The organism is Alicyclobacillus contaminans DSM 17975 (assembly GCF_000429525.1).
GTDB lineage: Bacteria > Bacillota > Bacilli > Alicyclobacillales > Alicyclobacillaceae > Alicyclobacillus_A > Alicyclobacillus_A contaminans.
Map to the genome: position 1 here is coordinate 43,600 of NZ_AUCA01000013.1, position 18,365 is coordinate 61,964.

The following is an 18,365-nucleotide window of genomic DNA, read 5'->3' on the forward strand; positions in this document are numbered from 1 at the left end:
ACAAGGAGGTGCGCCAATATGCAAATCCACGAGTTGAAATCCCCGGCGGGTGCGCGCAAGAGCCGTAAGCGGGTGGGACGTGGCACCAGCTCTGGTCACGGAAAGACGTCCACGCGCGGGCACAAAGGTCAGTGGGCTCGTTCGGGCGGTGGCGTTCGTCCGGGCTTTGAAGGCGGTCAAACGCCGCTGTTCAAGCGGTTGCCGAAGCGTGGCTTCACCAATGCGCGGTTTAAGAAGGAATACGCTGTCGTCAACCTCGAACAGTTGAACAACCTGCCGGAGGGTACGGTGGTTACGCCGGAATACCTGCTGGAGAACCGTTTGGTTCGCAAGTTGCTGGACGGCGTCAAGGTGCTCGGCAAAGGCGAATTGACGAAGAAGTTGACGGTTCGCGTGAACGCCTACTCCGGCACTGCGAAGGAAAAGATTGAAGCGGCTGGTGGAACTGCCGAGGTGATATAAGGTGGGGCACACCATCGCGAACCTTTGGCGATTGAAACATCTGCGGAACCGCATCCTGTTTACACTGTTCGTGATTGCCGTGTACCGGATTGGGACGTACCTTCCGGTACCGGGCATGAACGTGAGCGCCCTGAACCAGTCGAACACGAACAACGCCCTGTTCAATTTGCTGGAAATGTTCTCAGGCGGCGCGTTTTATCGTTTTTCCATCTTCGCGATGAGCGTGACTCCGTACATTACGGCGTCCATCATCGTGCAGCTGCTTCAGTCCGGCGTGGTGCGCCGGTTTGAAGAGTGGCAGAAGGAAGGCGAATCCGGCCGCCGCAAATTGACGCAGGTGACCCGTTATCTGACGGTGGTGTTCGGGGTGATACAGGCCGCCGGGTTGACCTACACGTTCGCCCGGGAAGGTGTACTTTACACCAACGACTGGTGGACGTATATTGTCATCGTCATCGCGCTGACGGCCGGAGATACACTGTTGATGTGGTTTGGTGAAATGATCACGGACAAGGGCGTGGGGAACGGGATTTCGGTGATCATCTTCGTGAGCATCATCTCCCGTTTCGGCCAACTGATTCAAGAAGTGTACCAGAATTGGTTCTATGGGCATCCTGGAGAACTGTTTCTGGGAATCCTCAAGGTGATTGCGCTGATTGTGGGGGTTATCGTCATCTTCGCCCTGATTGTCTTTGTACAGCAGGCCGAGCGAAAAATCCCAGTTCAGTACGCAAAGCGTGTGGTGGGGCGCACGGTGTACAGCGGTCAGCAGACGCACATTCCGCTGAAGGTGAACGCGGCGGGTGTCATTCCGGTGATTTTCGCAACATCGTTGCTGATTATCCCATACACCGTGGCGACGTATTTTTCCACGCACACCTGGGCCGAGGTCATCCTTCGCGTCCTGTATCCAAACTCGGTTTGGTACATTGTCCTGGAAGTCCTGCTGATTGTGGCGTTTACGTTTTTCTATACGCATGTGCAGATCAATCCACAGCAATTGGCGGAACAATTACAGAAGCACGCTGGCTACATCCCAGGGGTACGGCCGGGTATTGAGACGGAGAAGTACATCATCCGCGTTGTGAACCGGATTACCGTGTTCGGCTCGATATTTCTCGGCGTCATTTCTGTACTTCCGTTCTTGCTGTTACAGGGCGCCAACTTGACGTCCGTGTATTTCGGAGGCACGTCGCTGCTCATCATCGTGGGGGTTGCGCTCCAGACGTTGCAGCAATTGGAAGGCCAGTTACTGCAGCGGCACTATCGCGGGTTCATACGTTGACCCGGACCGTCAGGGAGGAATGGCCATGCAATTAATGCTGTTGGGCTTGCCGGGTGCCGGAAAGGGGACTCAGGCGGAGCGGATCACAGCGGACTACGGTGTGCCGCACATTTCCACCGGGGACATGTTTCGCAAGGCAATCGCCGCCGGGACGGAACTGGGCAACGAGGTCAAAGCCTACCTCGACAGCGGGCGTCTGGTCCCGGATGAACTGACCATTCGCGTGGTGCGGGATCGATTGGAACAATCGGACGCGAAGGACGGGTTTCTTCTGGATGGCTTTCCTCGTACGCTGCCGCAGGCGGAAGCGCTGGATGCAACGCTGGGGTCGATGGAACGTCCACTGAGTGCAGTGCTCTATATCCATGTGCCGCAAGATGTGCTGTTGGCCCGGCTGACGGGACGCCGCATCTGCAAATCGTGCGGAAGCACCTATCATGTGGTGTTTCAGCCGCCCGCTGCGGAAGGCGTGTGCGACAAGTGCGGCGGTGAGTTGTATCAGCGATCCGACGATACCGAGGAAGCTGTCGCAACACGCTTGGAACAGTACGCCCACACGGCGCCGTTGGTAGGCTACTATCAGCAGCGGGGCATTCTGCATCAGGTGGATGGCACGCGTTCGATTGATGACGTGTACGCCGAGATTCGACAGATTCTGTCGCCCCTTCGGCGGTGAGGTGTTTGCATGTCTACTCTTCCGACGTTACCGGAGCTGGGGAGAATGGTGGAGATCACGCGTGGACGAGATGCCGGTCTGGTGTGTGTGGTGATAGGACAGGAGGCGGACCGATTCGTCTACGTGGCCGATGGCGACAAACGTAAGGCGGAGCGACCGAAGAAGAAAAACGTCCTGCACGTGCGCAACCTGCCAGCCGTTGCCCACGAGGTGGTTGATGACCTGGCTCGGCACGGCAAGGTGACGAACGCGAAATTGCGTCACGCAGTCCGTGAGTTCGAACGCGTACGCGCGGAAACGAAAGAAGCCTGAGCGGAAGGGGGCCAGACAGATGGCAAAGGACGACGTCATTGAAGTCGAAGGCACGGTGATTGAGCCACTGCCCAATGCCATGTTCCGAGTGGAGTTGGAGAACGGGCACAAGGTATTGGCGCACGTGTCCGGGAAGATCCGGATGCATTACATCAAGATTCTCCCGGGCGATCGCGTCACGGTGGAGCTGTCTCCATACGACCTCAGTCGTGGCAGAATTACGTATCGGTACAAGTAAAACCACCTGGCTGTTTGGACCGAAATTCGGTATGATAGTCGAATGAGGGTCTGGAGCAAGATGACGTGCGCCGGACCTCAAGTGAGGAGGGTGTCTGGTGAAAGTTCGTCCGTCGGTGAAACCGATTTGCGAAAAGTGCAAGGTGATCCGCCGCAAGGGCAACGTGATGGTCATTTGCGAAAACCCGAAACACAAGCAACGCCAGGGATAATGGCGTTGCCGTTGTTGCGCTTGGTCACGGTGCGGCAGCGGCTGGTCCTTTGCGGACGCCGCATCGTGTTGCAATAGATTGAAGGATATCAGTGGAGGTGGATTCCCAGCATGGCTCGTATCGCAGGCGTTGACTTGCCGCGCGACAAACGGGTGGAGATTGGGTTGACGTACATCTTCGGGATTGGCCGCACGACGGCAAACAAGATCCTTGAAGCAACTGGAATCAATCCGGACACTCGAGTTCGCGATTTGACGGAAGATGAAGTGATTCGTCTTCGCGACTACATTGACAAGAATTACAAGGTGGAAGGTGACCTGCGGCGCGAAATCGCGCTGAACATCAAGCGCCTTGTGGAAATCGGCTGCTACCGTGGCATTCGGCACCGCCGCGGATTGCCTGTGCGCGGACAGCGGACGAAGACCAACGCGCGTACTCGCAAGGGTCCGCGTCGCACAGTTGCCGGGAAGAAGAAGTAAGCAGAAGTGAGCGAGGTGTCCAGCGGACACCCAACGAGCTCTTCCATGTAAGGAGGGAAAACATTCGATGGCGAAGGCGCAACGCAAAGGCGCGACTGCAACTCGGACACGCCGCCGTGACAGAAAGAACGTCGAAGTGGGCGTGGCACACATCCGCTCGACGTTTAACAATACCATCGTGACGATTACCGACACTGCCGGGAATGTAATTTCCTGGTCCACCGCGGGCAACGTCGGATTTAAGGGCTCTCGCAAGAGCACCCCGTTCGCCGCGCAGATGGCTGCGGAAGCGGCAGCGCGGACCGCGATGGAGCATGGCATGAAGTCGGTGGAGGTCAACGTGAAGGGACCTGGCGCAGGACGCGAAGCCGCGATTCGTTCGCTTCAGGCTGCAGGGCTTGAGGTCAGCGGGATTCGTGACGTGACGCCGATTCCGCATAACGGCTGCCGTCCGCCCAAACGCCGCCGCGTCTGACGCGGTGGTTTGCAACTGTAAATCTACTCACCGCGCTGTGAGTTTCTCGTATCGGGTATAGACTGGGTTGGAGGTGTCAAGACTAGAATGGCAAGATATACCGGTTCGGTCTGCCGTTTGTGCCGTCGTGAAGGCACCAAGCTCTATTTGAAGGGCGAGCGTTGCTACAGCGAAAAGTGCGCGGTGGACAAGAGGCCATTTCCGCCAGGACAACATGGACAGGGGCGCCGGCGGAATTCCGAGTACGGCCTCCAATTGCGGGAAAAGCAGAAGGCACGCCGCTACTATGGTGTCTTGGAAAAGCAGTTTGAAGCGTACTACGACGAAGCGGCGCGCCGGCAGGGCATCACCGGTGAGAACCTGCTGCAGATTTTGGAGAGCCGGCTAGACAACGTGGTGTACCGTTTGGGCTTTGCGGCATCGCGGGCCGAAGCCCGGCAGTTGGTGCGCCATGGTCATTTCACGGTGAACGGCCGCAAGGTGGACATTCCGTCCTATCTGACCAAGCCGGGTGACGTGATTGCGATTCGTGAGAAGAGCCAGCAGGTTGCCCGAATCAAGTTCTTGGTAGAGGGTGCGGAAGCGAAGACGATTGCGCCGTGGCTTGAACTGGATGTCGCGAACAAGAGCGGCAAGGTTGTCCGCGTGCCTGCGCGTGAAGAAATTGACACGCCTGTGGCCGAGCAGATGATTGTTGAGCACTACTCGCGCTAATCCGGCCCACGTTCAGGGGAAGGTTGCATGCCGGTCCAAGAGGGGCTCGGGTACGAGCGGAGAGCCTGTTCGTGCCAGGGTCCGTGTACGCGAAGGGGCCAGGTGGGGGGCGATGACCATCGCCGCCTGTGCCGTGCAGCCCCGCGAAGCGAGGAGGGTTACGGATGATCGAAATTGAGAAGCCGAAGATTGAGGTCGTCGAGGCTACCGACAATTACGGTAAGTTTGTGCTTGAACCGCTGGAACGTGGATACGGCACCACGATTGGGAATTCCCTGCGGCGCATCCTGCTGTCGTCGATTCCGGGGGCGGCGGTGCGCTCGGTGAAGATTGAAGGCGTGTTGCACGAGTTCTCCACCATTCCAGGGGTGAAAGAGGACACGACGGAAATCATCCTCAATCTCAAACGGCTCTCGCTCAGAATACATTCCGACGAAGACAAGGTGCTTGTCATCGACGCGGAAGGGGCCGGCGAAGTGACAGCCGCCGACATTCGCGCGGACTCCGACGTGGACATTGTGAATACGGATCTTCACATCGCCACGTTGTCGGAGGGCGCTCGGTTTTACGCGGAATTGGTGGCGGGCCGTGGCCGTGGCTACGTTCCGGCGGATCGGAACAAATCGGGGGACGAGGAAATCGGGGTCATTCCCATTGACTCCATTTACTCGCCGATTACCCGGGTCAACTTTTCCGTGGAAAACACGCGTGTCGGGCAGGTCACGGACTACGACAAGCTCACCCTCGAAGTATGGACCGACGGCAGTATTGCACCTGAGGAAGCGGTGAGTTTGGGTGCAAAGATCTTGACGGAGCACCTGTTCTTGTTTGTTGGGTTGACCGAGCATGGCAAGGAAGCGGACATCATGGTCGAGAAGGAGGAAACGGCGTTTGACAAGACATTGGACATGCCGATTGAAGAACTCGATCTGTCCGTTCGCTCGTACAACTGCCTGAAGCGCGCCGGCATCAACACCGTCGGCGAACTGTGCTCAAAGACCGAGGAAGAAATGATGAAGGTGCGCAACCTCGGGCGGAAATCGCTCGAGGAAGTGGTCGAAAAGCTGAACGGTCTGGGATTGTCTCTGCGTGAAGAAGACTGACCGAAGAATGTTACATCCAAGGCAGAGGAGGGAGAATTCGAATGCCGTATCGTAAACTGGGACGTACATCCAGTGCTCGCAAGGCGTTGTTCCGGAGCCTGGTAACCGACTTGTTCCTGTATGAACGGATTCAAACCACAGAAGCCAAGGCGAAAGAGCTGCGCAAGATTGCTGACAAGTTGATCACGCTGGCCAAGCGCGGGGATTTGCACGCGCGTCGGCAGGTGGCAGCGTTCGTCCGCGCGGAACAGGTGAGTGACGAATCCACGCAGGACGTGGTGCAAAAGCTGTTCACGGAAATTGCTCCGCGTTTCAAGGAGCGCAACGGTGGTTACACGCGCACGGTGAAAATTGGTCCGCGTCGAGGCGACGCCGCTCCGATGGTGTTGATTGAACTCGTCTGATGGGACGGAAATGGTGACGCCGTAACCTGGACGGTGACGCGCGATGACAAAAATCAAGTTGACCATCGCATATGATGGAACCGACTTCCACGGGTTTGCCCGCCAACGCGGGCTTCGAACCGTGCAGGGGACGTTGGAAAGTACTCTGCAGCGGATTCTTCGGACGCCCGTGGAAGTTTTCGGGTCTGGACGCACCGACGCCGGAGTCCATGCCAGGGCGCAGGTGGTGCATTGGACACAGGCGCAGGGGCCGCCGGCGGACAGGTATCCGTATTTGTTGCGCCGCGCGCTGCCGCCGGATATCGTGCCCATTGAGGCGGTGGAGGTTCCGGACTGGTTTCACGCGCGATTCTCGGTCATTCGAAAGACGTACCGATATTGCATCCAGCGGGCTCCGGTGCCCGACGTCTTCACACATCGGTACACTTGGCATCAACCGCAACCACTGTCTTTGGAGGCCATGGAACGAGCGGCCGCCGTGCTGGTGGGGACGCATGATTTCACCAGCTTTTGCGCAGTCGCCACGCCCGTGGGGGACAAGCGGCGAACCATTTACGAAATCCGCCTTGAGGAACGGGGATCGTATCTGGATATCTATTGCACCGGCAATGGATTTCTCCAGTACATGGTTCGCATCATCGTGGGGACGTTGGTTGACATTGGGCAAGGGCAATTGCGACGGGAGATTGCCGACATCCTCGCCGCGCGGGATCGGACACGTGCCGGTAGAACCGCACCGGCCAGCGGGTTGACGCTCTGGGATGTGCAATATTCGCTGGAGAGTCCTTGACCGGAGGGCAGGATTGCTATAGAATATTCGCTAGTGTTTTTCTCACTGACCCCCGTTACAAACAGTGATGAAGAACGTGATTTCAGGAGGGACTCCCATGCGGACGACGTACATGGCTAAGCCAAACGCCGTGGAACGCAAGTGGTATGTGATTGACGCAGCGGGCAAGCGCGTTGGCCGTCTCGCGAGCGAAATTGCATCCATTTTACGCGGTAAGCACAAGCCGGAGTTCACGCCGCACGTTGACACGGGCGATTTCGTGGTCGTTGTCAATGTGGAAAAGGTCGTGTTCACCGGACAGAAGTTATACAAAAAAATCTATCGTCGCCACTCCGGTTACCCCGGGGGACTGAAGGAAACCCGCGCAGTGGATTTGCTGCAACAGCACCCGGAACGCGTGCTGTACTCTGCGGTGAAGGGCATGCTGCCCCACAATTCGCTCGGTCGGCAGCAGTTGACGAAGTTGAAGCTGTACGCGGGTCCTGAACATCCACATCAAGCGCAGCAGCCGATTCCGTGGGAATCTGCGAGCAACTAACCGAGGAGGGACTTTGCCATGGCACAATTGCAATATCTTGGCACAGGCCGTCGGAAGCATTCCGTTGCTCGCGTACGGTTGGTGCCTGGTGACGGAAAGATTTTTATTAACCGTCGCGACATGAATGAGTACTTTGGGTTGGAAACGCTTCGTTTGATTGTGAAGCAGCCGCTTCTCCTGACCGAGACGTTGAATCGCTATGACGTGTATGCCAACGTCTATGGCGGCGGTACGGCGGGCCAGGCGGGTGCGATTCGTCACGGCATCGCTCGGGCGTTGCTGAAGGTCGACCCGGAACTCCGCGGTCCGTTGAAGAAGGCTGGATTCCTGACCCGAGACGCTCGGATGAAGGAACGGAAGAAGTACGGCTTGAAGGCTGCGCGTCGCGCGCCGCAGTTCTCGAAGCGGTAATCAAAAATCTGGATGTTCGATGCCGACGTATGTCGGCATCTTTTTTATTTCTCCACTTTCATACATGGCGCTGTCCACTTTTTCATACACTGTACGGGAACAGTCACGGTTTGAGTGAGGTGTTCCCATGGTGTGGAAACGATGGGCGGCCGCAGTATCGTGTATGGCCGCGTTTGTGATGATGGGGCTGGGGAGCCAGCCCGCCAAGGCATACACGCTTTCGGGAAGAGTGGTGGTGGTGGATGCGGGTCACGGCGGTCCGGACGGCGGCGCGCGGACTGCGGATGGGCGTCAGGAAAAGGTGGTCACGCTGGCGATTGCGAACTGGCTGCGGCAGTATCTGCAGCAGGCGGGCGCGATTGTGTATATGACTCGGGTCACGGATGACGACTTGGCGTCCGATGAGGACACGGCCAGCGGCCGGCGTCATCAAACCGATTTGCGGAATCGCACTCGGTTTGTGTTGTCCAAGCATCCGGACGCATTTGTGAGCATTCATTGCAATGCCATGCCGTCACCCGTTTGGCGGGGAGCGCACACCATTTATATGGAAGGGAATGCGGAGGGGGAGCGTCTTGCAAAAGAGATGCAGGCTCGCTTCAAAGAATTGTTGCTCCCGACGGAGCGGGAAGCGGACGATATGGATACGTTGTATCTCTTGAAACGGATCCCGGGGCCCGCAGTTCTGGCGGAGGTGGGATTCTTGTCGAACCCTGAAGAAGCCGCGGCGCTGCACAATCCCGCGTATCAGCGGCGGATTGCATTCGCCATGTACTTGGCGTTGATGGATGAATTCCAGGCCCAGCACGTGGATGCGGATCGACCGGATGAGCCACAGGAGACGTCGCCATGAGGATGGGCGGTTCTCACCGGTTTCGGCCCCGCGGCGCGAAGCGCGGAGTGTCCCGCCGTCTCGGATGGGGGGCCGCAATCGCGTTGGCCTTCGCCACAGGGGCTGCCGCAGAATGGGTGCATGCGACGACCTCGACTTCGAGTTCCCAAGCGGCCCCGGCGGCAACCGCTTCGTCGCCTCCGCTGTCCGTTGAACGGATGTCCGCCACGTGGCACGGGCAATCGGTTTATATGCTGCACAACGAGGGTTCATCGGCCATGCAGTATGTCAATGTCTACAGTTGGAGTGAGTCTCTCCTCCCGGTTCTATACGTCGGTGCGCATATCCCCCACGACCTGAATCGTATTTCGGCGCTGGCTCATCCTCCCTACACGCTGCAGTCTGGTCAGTCTCTCTGGTTTATCGGTCCACCCGACACGAAGGGGCCGTTCACCGTGATATGGCGAACGGAGGACCGGACCTATTACGCCAGCGTCCGCGAGACGAGCGCCTGACGGTGATTTGTCCCCCTTGTCAGATTGAGGTACACTGAAAAGTGTGCGTGATAGCTTGCTGGGAGGGCCGTTTTATGGTGACCGAAGAACAGGTGCTCGAAGCGTTGAGGGATGTTGAAGATCCCGAGATCCATAAAAGCATCGTTGAGTTGGATATGGTGAAAGACCTCAAGGTGGAGGACGGCAAAGTCAGTGTCACCGTGCTTGTGACGATTGCCAACTGCCCTCTGCGAAATACCATCGAACACTCCGTGCGGGAAGCGTTGGCAAACTTGTCCGGGGTTTCAGAAATTGATCTGACCATTGAGACAATGACCGACGAACAACGCGCGAAGTTTGCCGAAAAACTGCGCGGGGGAAAGCCGGCGCAGAGCAAACCGCCGATTTTGGACATGGATGATCGCATCCTGTTTCTCGCTGTGGCTTCCGGCAAAGGGGGCGTCGGTAAATCCACGGTCACGGCCAACCTGGCTGTAGCCTTGGCGCGAGCGGGCCTGCGCGTCGGCGTGGTGGACGCCGATATCTACGGGTTCAGCATCCCGTCCATCTTCGGCATCAAGCAGCAGCGACCGACGGTCATCAATGACCTCATCATTCCGATTGAGGTCGAGGGCGTGAAACTGATATCCATGCACTTCTTCGTCCCCGAGAACAATCCCGTCGTGTGGCGCGGACCGATGCTTGGGAAAATGCTTCGGAACTTCTTCGGCGAGGTGCATTGGGGAGAGTTGGATGTGATGCTCCTCGATCTTCCGCCGGGAACCGGGGATGTCGCGATGGACGTTCATCAGCTGCTGCCGAAGAGCAAAGAGTTGATTGTCACGACCCCGCAGAAAAACGCGGCCGAAGTGGCCGTACGCGCTGGGGTGATGGGGATCCGCACCAACCACGAAATCGTGGGTGTGGTCGAGAATATGTCTTACTTCGAATGCCCTGGTTGCGGAGAAAAGGCGTATCTGTTCGGGCGTGGCGGAGGCGACGAGGTGGCTCAGGCACTGCGCACCGAGGTGTTGGCGCAAATCCCGGTGGCCAGCATGGACGAGGGTCTGCAGCGGCGGGCGCTGTTTGCCGAAGAGACGCCGCAGGGGCAGGCCTACAGCCGGTTGGCTCGCGAAGTCATTCGCCGAACCGGCCTTCATGCGACCGTTTCGCAGCGATAATTCACCAAGAAAAACGGATGGCTGTCCCAATCTTGGGTCAGCCATCCGCATTCGGGCCAGCGTGGTTCAGCTGCCGCTGCCATCGCCGGATTCGTCCGATCCGCTCTGGGAACCGCCGCTTTGCTTGTTCTGTTGTCCCTGTCCTTGACCGCCACCGGCTTGAGGCATGGATTCGGCCACCGCGGCTTTCAGAGCGTCTTGAAACTGCATGCGGAAACTCGGCGTCTGCAGGGCCTCGGTCATGATTTTCATGACCTGACTGCGGAATTGGGGGGTCTGCAGGAGCGATTGAAGCTGCTGTGTGAACTCGGGCGATTTTAGCAATACCATCATGTCGTTCTGGTATTGCGGGTCTTTCATGAGCTGCTTCTGCAGCTGGACCAAATCCGGCTGCACCGCTTTGGCGAGTGCGTTGGCGAACTGCGGATCTTTGGCCGCGTTGCTGAGAAACGACTGGTTTTTGCTGTTTTGCAGCGACTTTTCCACCGCTTTGGTGATATCCGTATCCGAAACGACGATTTGCTGTTTCAGGCTGGGATCTTGAAGAATATCGGCGACGGCCTTCTTGCCGTCCGGTGAATGCAAAATATCGACGACCATCTGTTTGATTTGTCCGTAATCCTGCTGTTGATTTTGTACGCCGCCTGCTTCGGCCCCCATGCTCCCCTGGCCGCATCCGGAAAGCAGCATGCAGGCCGCGAGCGAAGGCAACCAAACGCGCATACGCATGGCAAGGCACCTCGTTTCGCATACGATTCCCACGGCTTGAGTATGCATCCAACGAGGGCGAGATATGCAGGCGTGTGGGGAACATCCGGCGTTTCCATACGCGAGTCCAGGCATGATTATCTGTATTGCGCGAAGATTGTGCAGTATCATGAAGGCGTGGGGGAGAGGCCATTGCGGTTAAATCAATTGATTTTTCTCATGGCGAGCACGGTGTTCATCGGGGCTCTTACCGGCGTGGCAACCAGCGCCACGGGATGGTGGATGCACATCCCCTGGTATGTGGGACTGGTATCCGGGGCGTTTTTCGCCACAACCAGTCTGATGGGCTTCTGGGCGTATCTCACGTTGAACTTTGTGGCGCGCATGACATTGCCGCGGCGGGTGTGGCGATGGGCGCAGGGCGTGCTGCTCGGATTGGCCACCTATGATATGCTGTGGTGGCGCTACGCGCTGCACGTCAACGCGCCCGGCGCGGCCATTCCCTACATGACGTACTTTTGGCAGGGGTGTTTGCCTCTGTTGGCGTCCATCGGCGGCGCCATCATCAAGCGGAAGCTGTCCGGGGCCGGAAGCTTCCTGCCTGCGCTGTTCTTTCTGTACGTGTTCACCATTGTGGACTCATTACCTTTCATCTGGCTTCAGTACGGATGGTCGCAGTCGGGTCCGCTCGTCAACCAGACGTTGATTGTGATGATGGCGTGCAACCTGTATATCACCTGGATTTACGGAAAACTGTTGACGCCTCCGCTGCGTGCATCGCAATCCACGGAAACCGGCGAGCCGTCTTGGTCGTGACGGCTCGCCGAACACGCTTGTGGATGGAGGTCGGCAGATCACTGCACTTTGGTCTTCACATCGGCCTGGGACAACAGTTCAGACACGGTCACGAAGCGGTACCCCTTGGCGCGAAGGCCGTCGATAATCTGCGGCAGCGCCTGCGTGATTTGTTTGGAGGAATCGCTGGCGTGCATGAGAATGATGTCGCCAGGAACAGCCCGATGCAGGACACGCTGTGTGATGGCCGTCACGCCGGGATTCTTCCAGTCCAACGAGTCGGTGTTCCATTGGATGACCGTGTAACCCATTTGATGAAGACACTGAAGTACGCGGGGATTGAAGTCTCCGTTCGGAGTGCGAATGAGCCGTGTTTTGACGCCGGTCACCTGCTGAATCGCCTTTTCGGACAAGCGCACCTGTTCGGTGATCCAGCTGTTTGGGTAATCGGAAAAATCTTTGTGCAGATTGCCGTGGTTGCCAATTTCAAAGCCCATGCGGTGAATTCGCTTCACAATATCCTGATGCCGAAGCGTCCAGGGGCCGCTCAGGAAGAAGGTGGCTTTTGTCACTTTCTTCTGTTCAAGAATGTCCAGAACCGGGTTGGGGACCTTGTCACCCCAGGAAATGTCGAAGGTGAGTGCCACCACTTTCTCGCGAGTGTCCACCTTGTAGATGGCGGACGGTTTCTTTTCAGCCGCAACTGCGGTTACCGCAGTCGCGGGCAGGATGCATGCGGTCATGATCACCGCTGCAATGGACAAGATGAAACGAAGAGATGTATGTTTCACGGTGCTGCTGCCTCCTTTCGAACAGTCACTGCAAAGTGTGCGCGGCGGGGTGGACGGCTATACCAATCGGAGCAGGAGGGGAACGGTGAATCGGATGGAGGTGCGCGGGACGCTGCGCTGGTTTGTCGGTTTGTCATTGGTGGTATTGGCCATCGGTTTCTTGAGTGGGCTTACACATCCCAGCACCTACGCGCATTCGGTGGAGGACTCTTTGGATCAACTGCGTCAGTTGGCGCAACAAACAGGCGCTGCCACCCTACGCACGCTGGTGGTGATTTTTGTGCACAACCTGCTCGCGGCAGCGCTGTTCTTGTTCAGCGGGGTGCTGTTTGGCGTCATTCCCATCACGCTGCTCTGGTACAACGGCGTGTTGATGGGGTATGTCTGCGCCATTGGTGCGGGAAAATTGCATGTATCGTCAGCCAAACTCTTTTTGTATGCGCTCCTGCCCCACGGCCTGTTTGAGTTATCGGCCCTGGTATGGGCCTGTGGGCTCGGGGTGAACCTGGGATTCTCGGGATTGTTTTCGCTCATTCGATGGCTTCAGGCTGCCGGTGTGGAATCCAGAGACGATAGAACGGTGTTGGAAGTGCGAACCCTCCGCGGGACGTTTCGGCAGGTCTGGCGCCATGCGCCCTGGATTGTCGCTTTGTTGCTGGTTGCTGCGGTCATTGAAAGCTACGTCACTCCCGAGATCATGCAGTGGGGCATTTCCACGGGCAGAGCGGCTTGACAGGACGCACCGGTGAAATGGCGGTGGAGCAGGTTGAATCGCTGTTCGGAAAGACTGTGCTGTAGTGACAGTGCAGCCCGGTTCGCCGCGACGCTCCCGGTATCCCGGCATAGACTGGGAAAAAACCGGATGGCACTCGGCAGGCGATGCAGCGGCCGTTGTGTCCGCAGGCCATCCGGCCATCGCGGGAGGGGAGATCTGTGCTGTACGTGGCGCTGGGAGATTCCATCACCTATGGGTACGATGCGACGGCGCCGCAAGCAGGGTATGTTCAGCGCATTGCAGACGGATTGCCGCGCAAAGAAGCGGTGCATGTGTTTCAACAAGCCAAACCAGGCTGGACCTCACGCAGTCTGCTGAAATCTCTGCGCAAAGTGCCCACCTGTCTGTGGGCGGAGGCCCGCTTGATCACGCTGCTCGTCGGGGGCAACGATGTGCTGCGCGCGGCCCCCTGGCTGCTGAATGGACGGCATCAGAGCGTGTATCACGTGGCGCAGCGGCTGCAGGACAACCTGGAAGAGATGGTGCAGTTGACGAAGGAGGCCGGATTTTCAGCGTGCATGGTCATAGGTACGTTGTACAATCCATTTCCCAACTCCGTCCTGGCCGAGTCGTACGTGGAAACGGTCAATCAAGCCATCCTCCATGTCGCGTCCCGGCATCGTCTGGCGGTGGCCGACATTCGAGCTCGATTTCGTCACCATGAAGCGGAATATATCCACGGCTATAAACAGGGAACGCTTCGAAACATGCGGGTGATTGGCAATCCGATTCATCCAAACGATGCTGGGCACGCAGCGATTGCGCATGCCTTCCTGCAGGCGTACCGCCGCAGCACGCAACCCCGGCGAAAGCGCCGGAGGGCCTGAAGGGCGCTGCGCCGGAGCCCTCTGTTTGCCTCGACGTCGTCCACTTGACGAAGCTTGGGATGTACGGAACAATGGGGTAGAATGGACTGTACCAACGCGTGGGTGGCGGCGACATGGAATCCTGGATGAACGTTTTTCGACATTTCACGGTACTCAACCTCATCGATATCCTCATTGTTGCGTTTGTCCTTTACCGGTTGTTGCTGCTCATTCGCGGAACCCGGGCTGTACAGCTGGTGAAAGGCATCATTGTCATTCTGACGGCAACAGCCATCAGCAATGTGCTGCACTTGAACGAACTCAACTGGCTTCTCAACAAAATCATCACCATCGGTATGATCGCCATTCCGGTGGTGTTTCAGCCCGAACTGAGACGGGCGCTGGAACAGATTGGCCGCGGGGGCTTCTTCTCCCTCACCGCACCGAGTGGGCCCGGCGAAGATCTGCAGCCGACCATTGCCGAAGTGGTGAAGGCGGCGCAGGTCCTCGCGAAAATGAAGATCGGCGCCCTCATCGTGATTGAACGTTCGACCGGTTTGTCCGAGTACATCGAGACCGGCACGTATATTGAAGGCATCATCAGCTCTGAACTGCTGATCAACACGTTTATTCCAAACACACCTCTGCACGATGGCGCCGTCATTGTGCGCGGAAACCGAATCATCTCCGCGGGCTGCTTTTTGCCATTGACGGAGAACCGTAATTTGGACAAGAGTCTGGGGACACGACACCGTGCGGGACTCGGTGTGACGGAGCAGTCTGATTGCGTGGCTGTGATTGTTTCTGAAGAAACGGGGCGGGTGTCGTTGGCTGTTGACGGCGTGCTTCAGGTGGGCCTCGACGAGAGTGCGCTCTATGCTCAGCTGCAGCGATTGTTGGTTCGGCACCGCATGGGTCGGTTGCCGTTTCTCACCCGAAAGGGGGAGGAGGCGCGGTGAATCAGTTTTTCCGCAACCATTGGGTGATGCGCATTGCGGCTCTGCTCATGAGTTTTATCATCTGGCTCATCCTCTCCGTGCCCCAGTCCGATACCGCCGTGGTGACCACAGGCGTGCAAAAGTATCCGTACCCGTGTTCCGTACAGGTATTGGCGAATCCCGGTATAGTGGTGACGCAGATTAACAATCCGACTGCGGTCATTGAAGTTCAGTCCACCGATCTGAACCTGGCCTCGTTGCCGGCCCAGATGATTGGAGTTACGGTGCGCGCCGACGCCCGGGGGCTCGGGCCCGGTGTTCACACCGTGCGACTGAAGGCCATCGGCATGCCGGCGGGGGTGGATTACACCATTCAGCCGTCGTCGGTCACGGTGACGCTGGCGGGCCAGGGCACCACAACGCGCGATGTGAAGGTTCAGGTGGAGGGGGCGCCGGCGCACGGTTATCAAACAGGCACCCCGATGTTGGACATCTCCTCGGTGCGCGTGACCGGTGTGACGGATGTGCTGCAGCAGGTGGCCAGCGTGCAGGCCACGCTGTCGGTGGCCGGAGCGACGCAGACGGTCACGCGTGTGGTCAGTCTGCAAGCGGTGGACAGCAACGGTCGCTCGGTATCCGGCGTGACCATCACACCGCCGACCGTGACGGTGACGGTGCCCGTTCAGTCTCCGCAGGTGAGCGCGTCGTTGACGCCGCAGTTGGTCGGCACACCGGCGGCCGGCTATGCGGTGTCCGCGGTGAGTGTCCAGCCGAAAACGGTACAACTGCGCGGAGATGCCGCGGCCATGGCGAATCTCTTGGCCATTTCGGTTCCGGTCGACGTTCAGGGATTGAAGGCGTCCACGGTGCTCCGTGTGGCCATCCCGCATCCGACCGGTGTCTCGAGCATGACGCCGAGCACAGTTCGCGTGTCCGTCACCGTGGAACCGGCCGAGACCAAGGAATTTTCCGGGCTGCCGGTGAAGGTGCAGGATGCGCCGGACGGGACGGGTGTGAAGATTGTGTCTCCGCAAACCGTGGATGTCACGGTCTCCGGGGCGAAGTCGATATTGGACCGATTGCAACCCCAGGATGTGACGGTGTACGTGGATGCGAGCAATGTGACGGCTGCGGACACCAGCGCTCCGCTCAATGTCGCTATCCCCAACTGGGTTCAGGTGACCAACATGTCCGACAGCACCGCGCAAATTCAAGTGACCGAGAGCGGGGACAAGACTTGAACGAGTCTGGCTCGCTGTCCGAATACACAGATTGCCCAATACGGCTGGCTGTGGCACAATGGGTGTGACTTGAAGGGAGTAGAAAACACGTGGCTCGACTGTTTGGAACGGACGGTGTCCGTGGGATTGCAAACACAGAATTGACGCCCGAGCTCGCGTTTCGGTTGGGGCGTGTGGGTGCGTACGTCCTGACCAAAGAACGTTCCGGAGCACGGATTGCGATAGGGAAAGATACGCGGATTTCCAGCGACATGTTGGAAGCCGCGCTGGTCAGTGGAATTCTGTCAATGGGTGTGGACGTACTTCGGCTCGGCGTCATTTCAACGCCGGGGGTGGCACACCTCACACGGCACCTGCGTGCGGATGCAGGGGTGATGATTTCCGCCTCGCACAACCCCGTGGAGGACAACGGGATCAAGTTTTTTGGCGGCGATGGCTTCAAGCTGTTGGACGATGTGGAAGACGAGATAGAGAAAATTCTGGCCGACTCCGAGGATACGCTGCCGCGGCCGATTGGCGCGGCGGTTGGACGAATCCACGATGCACCGGCGGTGGGGACGTATGTGAAGTTCCTGATGGACACCGTGTCCGAGCGGTTTGAAGGACTGCACATTGTGTTGGACTGCGCCAACGGCGCGGCCTCCGACATTGCGCCGGAGGTGTTTGAGCGGCTCGGCGCCAAGGTCACGGTCCTGAACGCGCAGCCCGACGGAGTGAATATCAACGTCGGATGCGGGTCGACGCACCCGCACGTGGTCCAACGGGCGGTGTTGAACCACGAGGCCGATCTCGGTCTCGCGTTCGATGGAGATGCGGATCGACTGATTGCGGTGGACAGCACCGGACAGGTGGTGGACGGGGATTTCATCATGGCCATCTGTGCCAGGGCGTTGCACGAAAAGGGATTGCTGCGCAACGACACCGTGGTGGCCACCGTCATGAGCAACCTCGGTTTCATGAAGGCCATGGAGGAGATTGGGGTTCGCGTGGAGACGACGGCCGTCGGGGATCGGTACGTGATGGAGGCCATGCGCAAAGGGGACTATGTCCTCGGCGGAGAGCAGTCAGGTCACATCATTTTCCTCAACCACACGACGACGGGCGATGGCATCTTGACGGCGCTGCAGTTGGTGAATATCTTGGTCGAAAGCGGGCAGTCCCTGGCGAAGCTGCGCTCGGTGATGAAACGCTACCCGCAAATTCTCGAGAACGTGCGTGTCAGTGACAAGCACGCCTGGCGCGATAACGCGAAGATTCAGGCGGCGTTGGAAGAGAGTACCGCCCTGTTGTCCGGTCAGGGCCGGGTCCTGGTCAGGGAGTCGGGGACGGAGCCGATTGTTCGCGTAATGGTGGAAGGCCCGGATGAACGGCTGTTGGAAACCTGTGTTTCCCACATTGTGAAGGTGATTCGACAGGAGTTGGGTGCGTAGCACGGCGCATCCGGCGTCTTTCCGCGCAGTCCGCAATCGGGTGAATTGGCGTTTGGAATTGTCGAAAGCGGGCTGCAGCGAATAGATTGCTACGTGGCCTCGCTTTTCTTTTTTGGAACTGGTAAAGGGGGGATGCTGGCTCAGATGGAGTGGCCGTTCATTTCGCCGAAGAGATCTGATCTAACGGCGGACCATCCGGAACTTTGTCGAGTCGCGCGGCGTGAAATCTGTTCATCACAGCACGCGCTGGAAGCGCCTGGACTGGCGTCTCGCCAG

25 protein-coding genes are annotated in these 18,365 nt (G+C 58.2%); 23 read left to right on the forward strand and 2 right to left on the reverse strand.

Features of this window, described 5'->3' with window-relative positions:
• Positions 1-18: 18 nt before the first annotated feature.
• The 17 genes from rplO to G463_RS0107255 all read left to right on the forward strand — a co-directional run bounded on the left by rplO (position 19) and on the right by G463_RS0107255 (position 10,605).
• Positions 19-462: a 50S ribosomal protein L15 gene (gene rplO / locus G463_RS0107175; RefSeq protein ID WP_026974624.1), complete on the forward strand. Its 444-nt coding sequence runs from the start codon at positions 19-21 to the stop codon at positions 460-462.
• A 1-nt stretch (position 463) separates the two neighbouring features.
• Positions 464-1,747, forward strand: coding sequence for a preprotein translocase subunit SecY (gene secY / locus G463_RS0107180; protein WP_026974625.1), 1,284 nt, complete (start codon positions 464-466; stop codon positions 1,745-1,747).
• Between the two features lie 25 nt (positions 1,748-1,772).
• Positions 1,773-2,423 carry an adenylate kinase gene (locus G463_RS0107185; RefSeq protein ID WP_026974626.1) on the forward strand — a complete coding sequence of 217 codons (651 nt, stop codon included), beginning with the start codon at positions 1,773-1,775 and terminating at the stop codon, positions 2,421-2,423.
• Positions 2,424-2,432: 9 nt separating this feature from the next.
• Positions 2,433-2,735 (forward strand): KOW domain-containing RNA-binding protein, encoded by a 303-nt coding sequence (locus tag G463_RS0107190; RefSeq protein ID WP_026974627.1) that lies wholly within the window; start codon positions 2,433-2,435, stop codon positions 2,733-2,735.
• Between the two features lie 19 nt (positions 2,736-2,754).
• On the forward strand, positions 2,755-2,973 hold the full coding sequence (infA, locus tag G463_RS0107195; RefSeq protein WP_026964681.1) for a translation initiation factor IF-1: 219 nt from the start codon (positions 2,755-2,757) through the stop codon (positions 2,971-2,973).
• Positions 2,974-3,070: 97 nt separating this feature from the next.
• Complete coding sequence (gene rpmJ, locus G463_RS0107200; RefSeq protein WP_021296640.1) at positions 3,071-3,184, forward strand: 50S ribosomal protein L36; 114 nt, start codon at positions 3,071-3,073, stop codon at positions 3,182-3,184.
• Between the two features lie 110 nt (positions 3,185-3,294).
• Positions 3,295-3,663: a 30S ribosomal protein S13 gene (gene rpsM, locus G463_RS0107205; RefSeq protein WP_026974628.1), complete on the forward strand. Its 369-nt coding sequence runs from the start codon at positions 3,295-3,297 to the stop codon at positions 3,661-3,663.
• A gap of 67 nt (positions 3,664-3,730) precedes the next feature.
• The gene (rpsK, locus tag G463_RS0107210; protein WP_026974629.1) at positions 3,731-4,138 is read left to right on the forward strand and encodes a 30S ribosomal protein S11; all 408 of its coding nucleotides are present in this window, start codon (positions 3,731-3,733) and stop codon (positions 4,136-4,138) included.
• A gap of 87 nt (positions 4,139-4,225) precedes the next feature.
• Positions 4,226-4,852, forward strand: a complete 627-nt coding sequence (gene rpsD / locus G463_RS0107215) for a 30S ribosomal protein S4 (protein ID WP_026974630.1) — start codon at positions 4,226-4,228, stop codon at positions 4,850-4,852.
• Positions 4,853-5,016: 164 nt separating this feature from the next.
• Positions 5,017-5,955: a DNA-directed RNA polymerase subunit alpha gene (locus G463_RS0107220; RefSeq protein ID WP_026974631.1), complete on the forward strand. Its 939-nt coding sequence runs from the start codon at positions 5,017-5,019 to the stop codon at positions 5,953-5,955.
• A 41-nt stretch (positions 5,956-5,996) separates the two neighbouring features.
• Positions 5,997-6,359 (forward strand): 50S ribosomal protein L17, encoded by a 363-nt coding sequence (rplQ, locus tag G463_RS0107225; RefSeq protein ID WP_026974632.1) that lies wholly within the window; start codon positions 5,997-5,999, stop codon positions 6,357-6,359.
• A gap of 43 nt (positions 6,360-6,402) precedes the next feature.
• Positions 6,403-7,149, forward strand: coding sequence for a tRNA pseudouridine(38-40) synthase TruA (truA, locus tag G463_RS0107230; protein ID WP_026974633.1), 747 nt, complete (start codon positions 6,403-6,405; stop codon positions 7,147-7,149).
• Positions 7,150-7,246: 97 nt separating this feature from the next.
• A complete protein-coding gene (gene rplM / locus G463_RS0107235) occupies positions 7,247-7,687 on the forward strand; it encodes a 50S ribosomal protein L13 (protein WP_026974634.1) in 441 nt (146 codons plus the stop codon).
• Between the two features lie 18 nt (positions 7,688-7,705).
• Positions 7,706-8,098 carry a 30S ribosomal protein S9 gene (gene rpsI, locus G463_RS0107240; protein ID WP_026974635.1) on the forward strand — a complete coding sequence of 131 codons (393 nt, stop codon included), beginning with the start codon at positions 7,706-7,708 and terminating at the stop codon, positions 8,096-8,098.
• Between the two features lie 127 nt (positions 8,099-8,225).
• Positions 8,226-8,951 carry an N-acetylmuramoyl-L-alanine amidase gene (locus G463_RS19255; protein WP_051322047.1) on the forward strand — a complete coding sequence of 242 codons (726 nt, stop codon included), beginning with the start codon at positions 8,226-8,228 and terminating at the stop codon, positions 8,949-8,951.
• A complete protein-coding gene (locus tag G463_RS21665; RefSeq protein WP_051322048.1) occupies positions 8,948-9,445 on the forward strand; it encodes a hypothetical protein in 498 nt (165 codons plus the stop codon). Before G463_RS19255 ends, G463_RS21665 begins: the two co-directional genes overlap by 4 nt.
• Before the next feature lie 74 nt (positions 9,446-9,519).
• Positions 9,520-10,605, forward strand: coding sequence for an Mrp/NBP35 family ATP-binding protein (locus tag G463_RS0107255; RefSeq protein ID WP_026974636.1), 1,086 nt, complete (start codon positions 9,520-9,522; stop codon positions 10,603-10,605).
• 66 nt (positions 10,606-10,671) lie between these two features.
• Here G463_RS0107255 and gerD read toward each other — a convergent pair whose 3' ends face one another.
• Complete coding sequence (gene gerD / locus G463_RS0107260) at positions 10,672-11,334, reverse strand: spore germination lipoprotein GerD (protein ID WP_035486166.1); 663 nt, start codon at positions 11,332-11,334, stop codon at positions 10,672-10,674.
• Positions 11,335-11,505: 171 nt separating this feature from the next.
• Between gerD and G463_RS0107265 the strand changes: the two genes are divergently transcribed.
• Complete coding sequence (locus G463_RS0107265) at positions 11,506-12,129, forward strand: KinB-signaling pathway activation protein (protein WP_169725440.1); 624 nt, start codon at positions 11,506-11,508, stop codon at positions 12,127-12,129.
• 38 nt (positions 12,130-12,167) lie between these two features.
• Here G463_RS0107265 and pdaB read toward each other — a convergent pair whose 3' ends face one another.
• Positions 12,168-12,851 carry a polysaccharide deacetylase family sporulation protein PdaB gene (pdaB, locus tag G463_RS0107270; RefSeq protein ID WP_084171349.1) on the reverse strand — a complete coding sequence of 228 codons (684 nt, stop codon included), beginning with the start codon at positions 12,849-12,851 and terminating at the stop codon, positions 12,168-12,170.
• Between the two features lie 142 nt (positions 12,852-12,993).
• On the opposite strand from pdaB, the gene G463_RS0107275 reads away from it, so the two are divergent.
• The 5 genes from G463_RS0107275 to glmM all read left to right on the forward strand — a co-directional run bounded on the left by G463_RS0107275 (position 12,994) and on the right by glmM (position 18,089).
• Positions 12,994-13,632, forward strand: coding sequence for a stage II sporulation protein M (locus G463_RS0107275; RefSeq protein WP_084171351.1), 639 nt, complete (start codon positions 12,994-12,996; stop codon positions 13,630-13,632).
• Between the two features lie 200 nt (positions 13,633-13,832).
• Positions 13,833-14,501, forward strand: coding sequence for an SGNH/GDSL hydrolase family protein (locus G463_RS0107280; protein ID WP_026974641.1), 669 nt, complete (start codon positions 13,833-13,835; stop codon positions 14,499-14,501).
• A 113-nt stretch (positions 14,502-14,614) separates the two neighbouring features.
• Entirely contained in the window at positions 14,615-15,439 is an 825-nt protein-coding gene (gene cdaA / locus G463_RS0107285) for a diadenylate cyclase CdaA (RefSeq protein ID WP_026974642.1), read from the forward strand.
• Positions 15,436-16,659, forward strand: a complete 1,224-nt coding sequence (locus tag G463_RS0107290; protein ID WP_026974643.1) for a CdaR family protein — start codon at positions 15,436-15,438, stop codon at positions 16,657-16,659. The genes cdaA and G463_RS0107290 overlap by 4 nt, the downstream gene beginning before the upstream one ends.
• Before the next feature lie 89 nt (positions 16,660-16,748).
• Complete coding sequence (glmM, locus tag G463_RS0107295; protein WP_026974644.1) at positions 16,749-18,089, forward strand: phosphoglucosamine mutase; 1,341 nt, start codon at positions 16,749-16,751, stop codon at positions 18,087-18,089.
• The last annotated feature ends 276 nt before the right edge of the window (positions 18,090-18,365 follow it).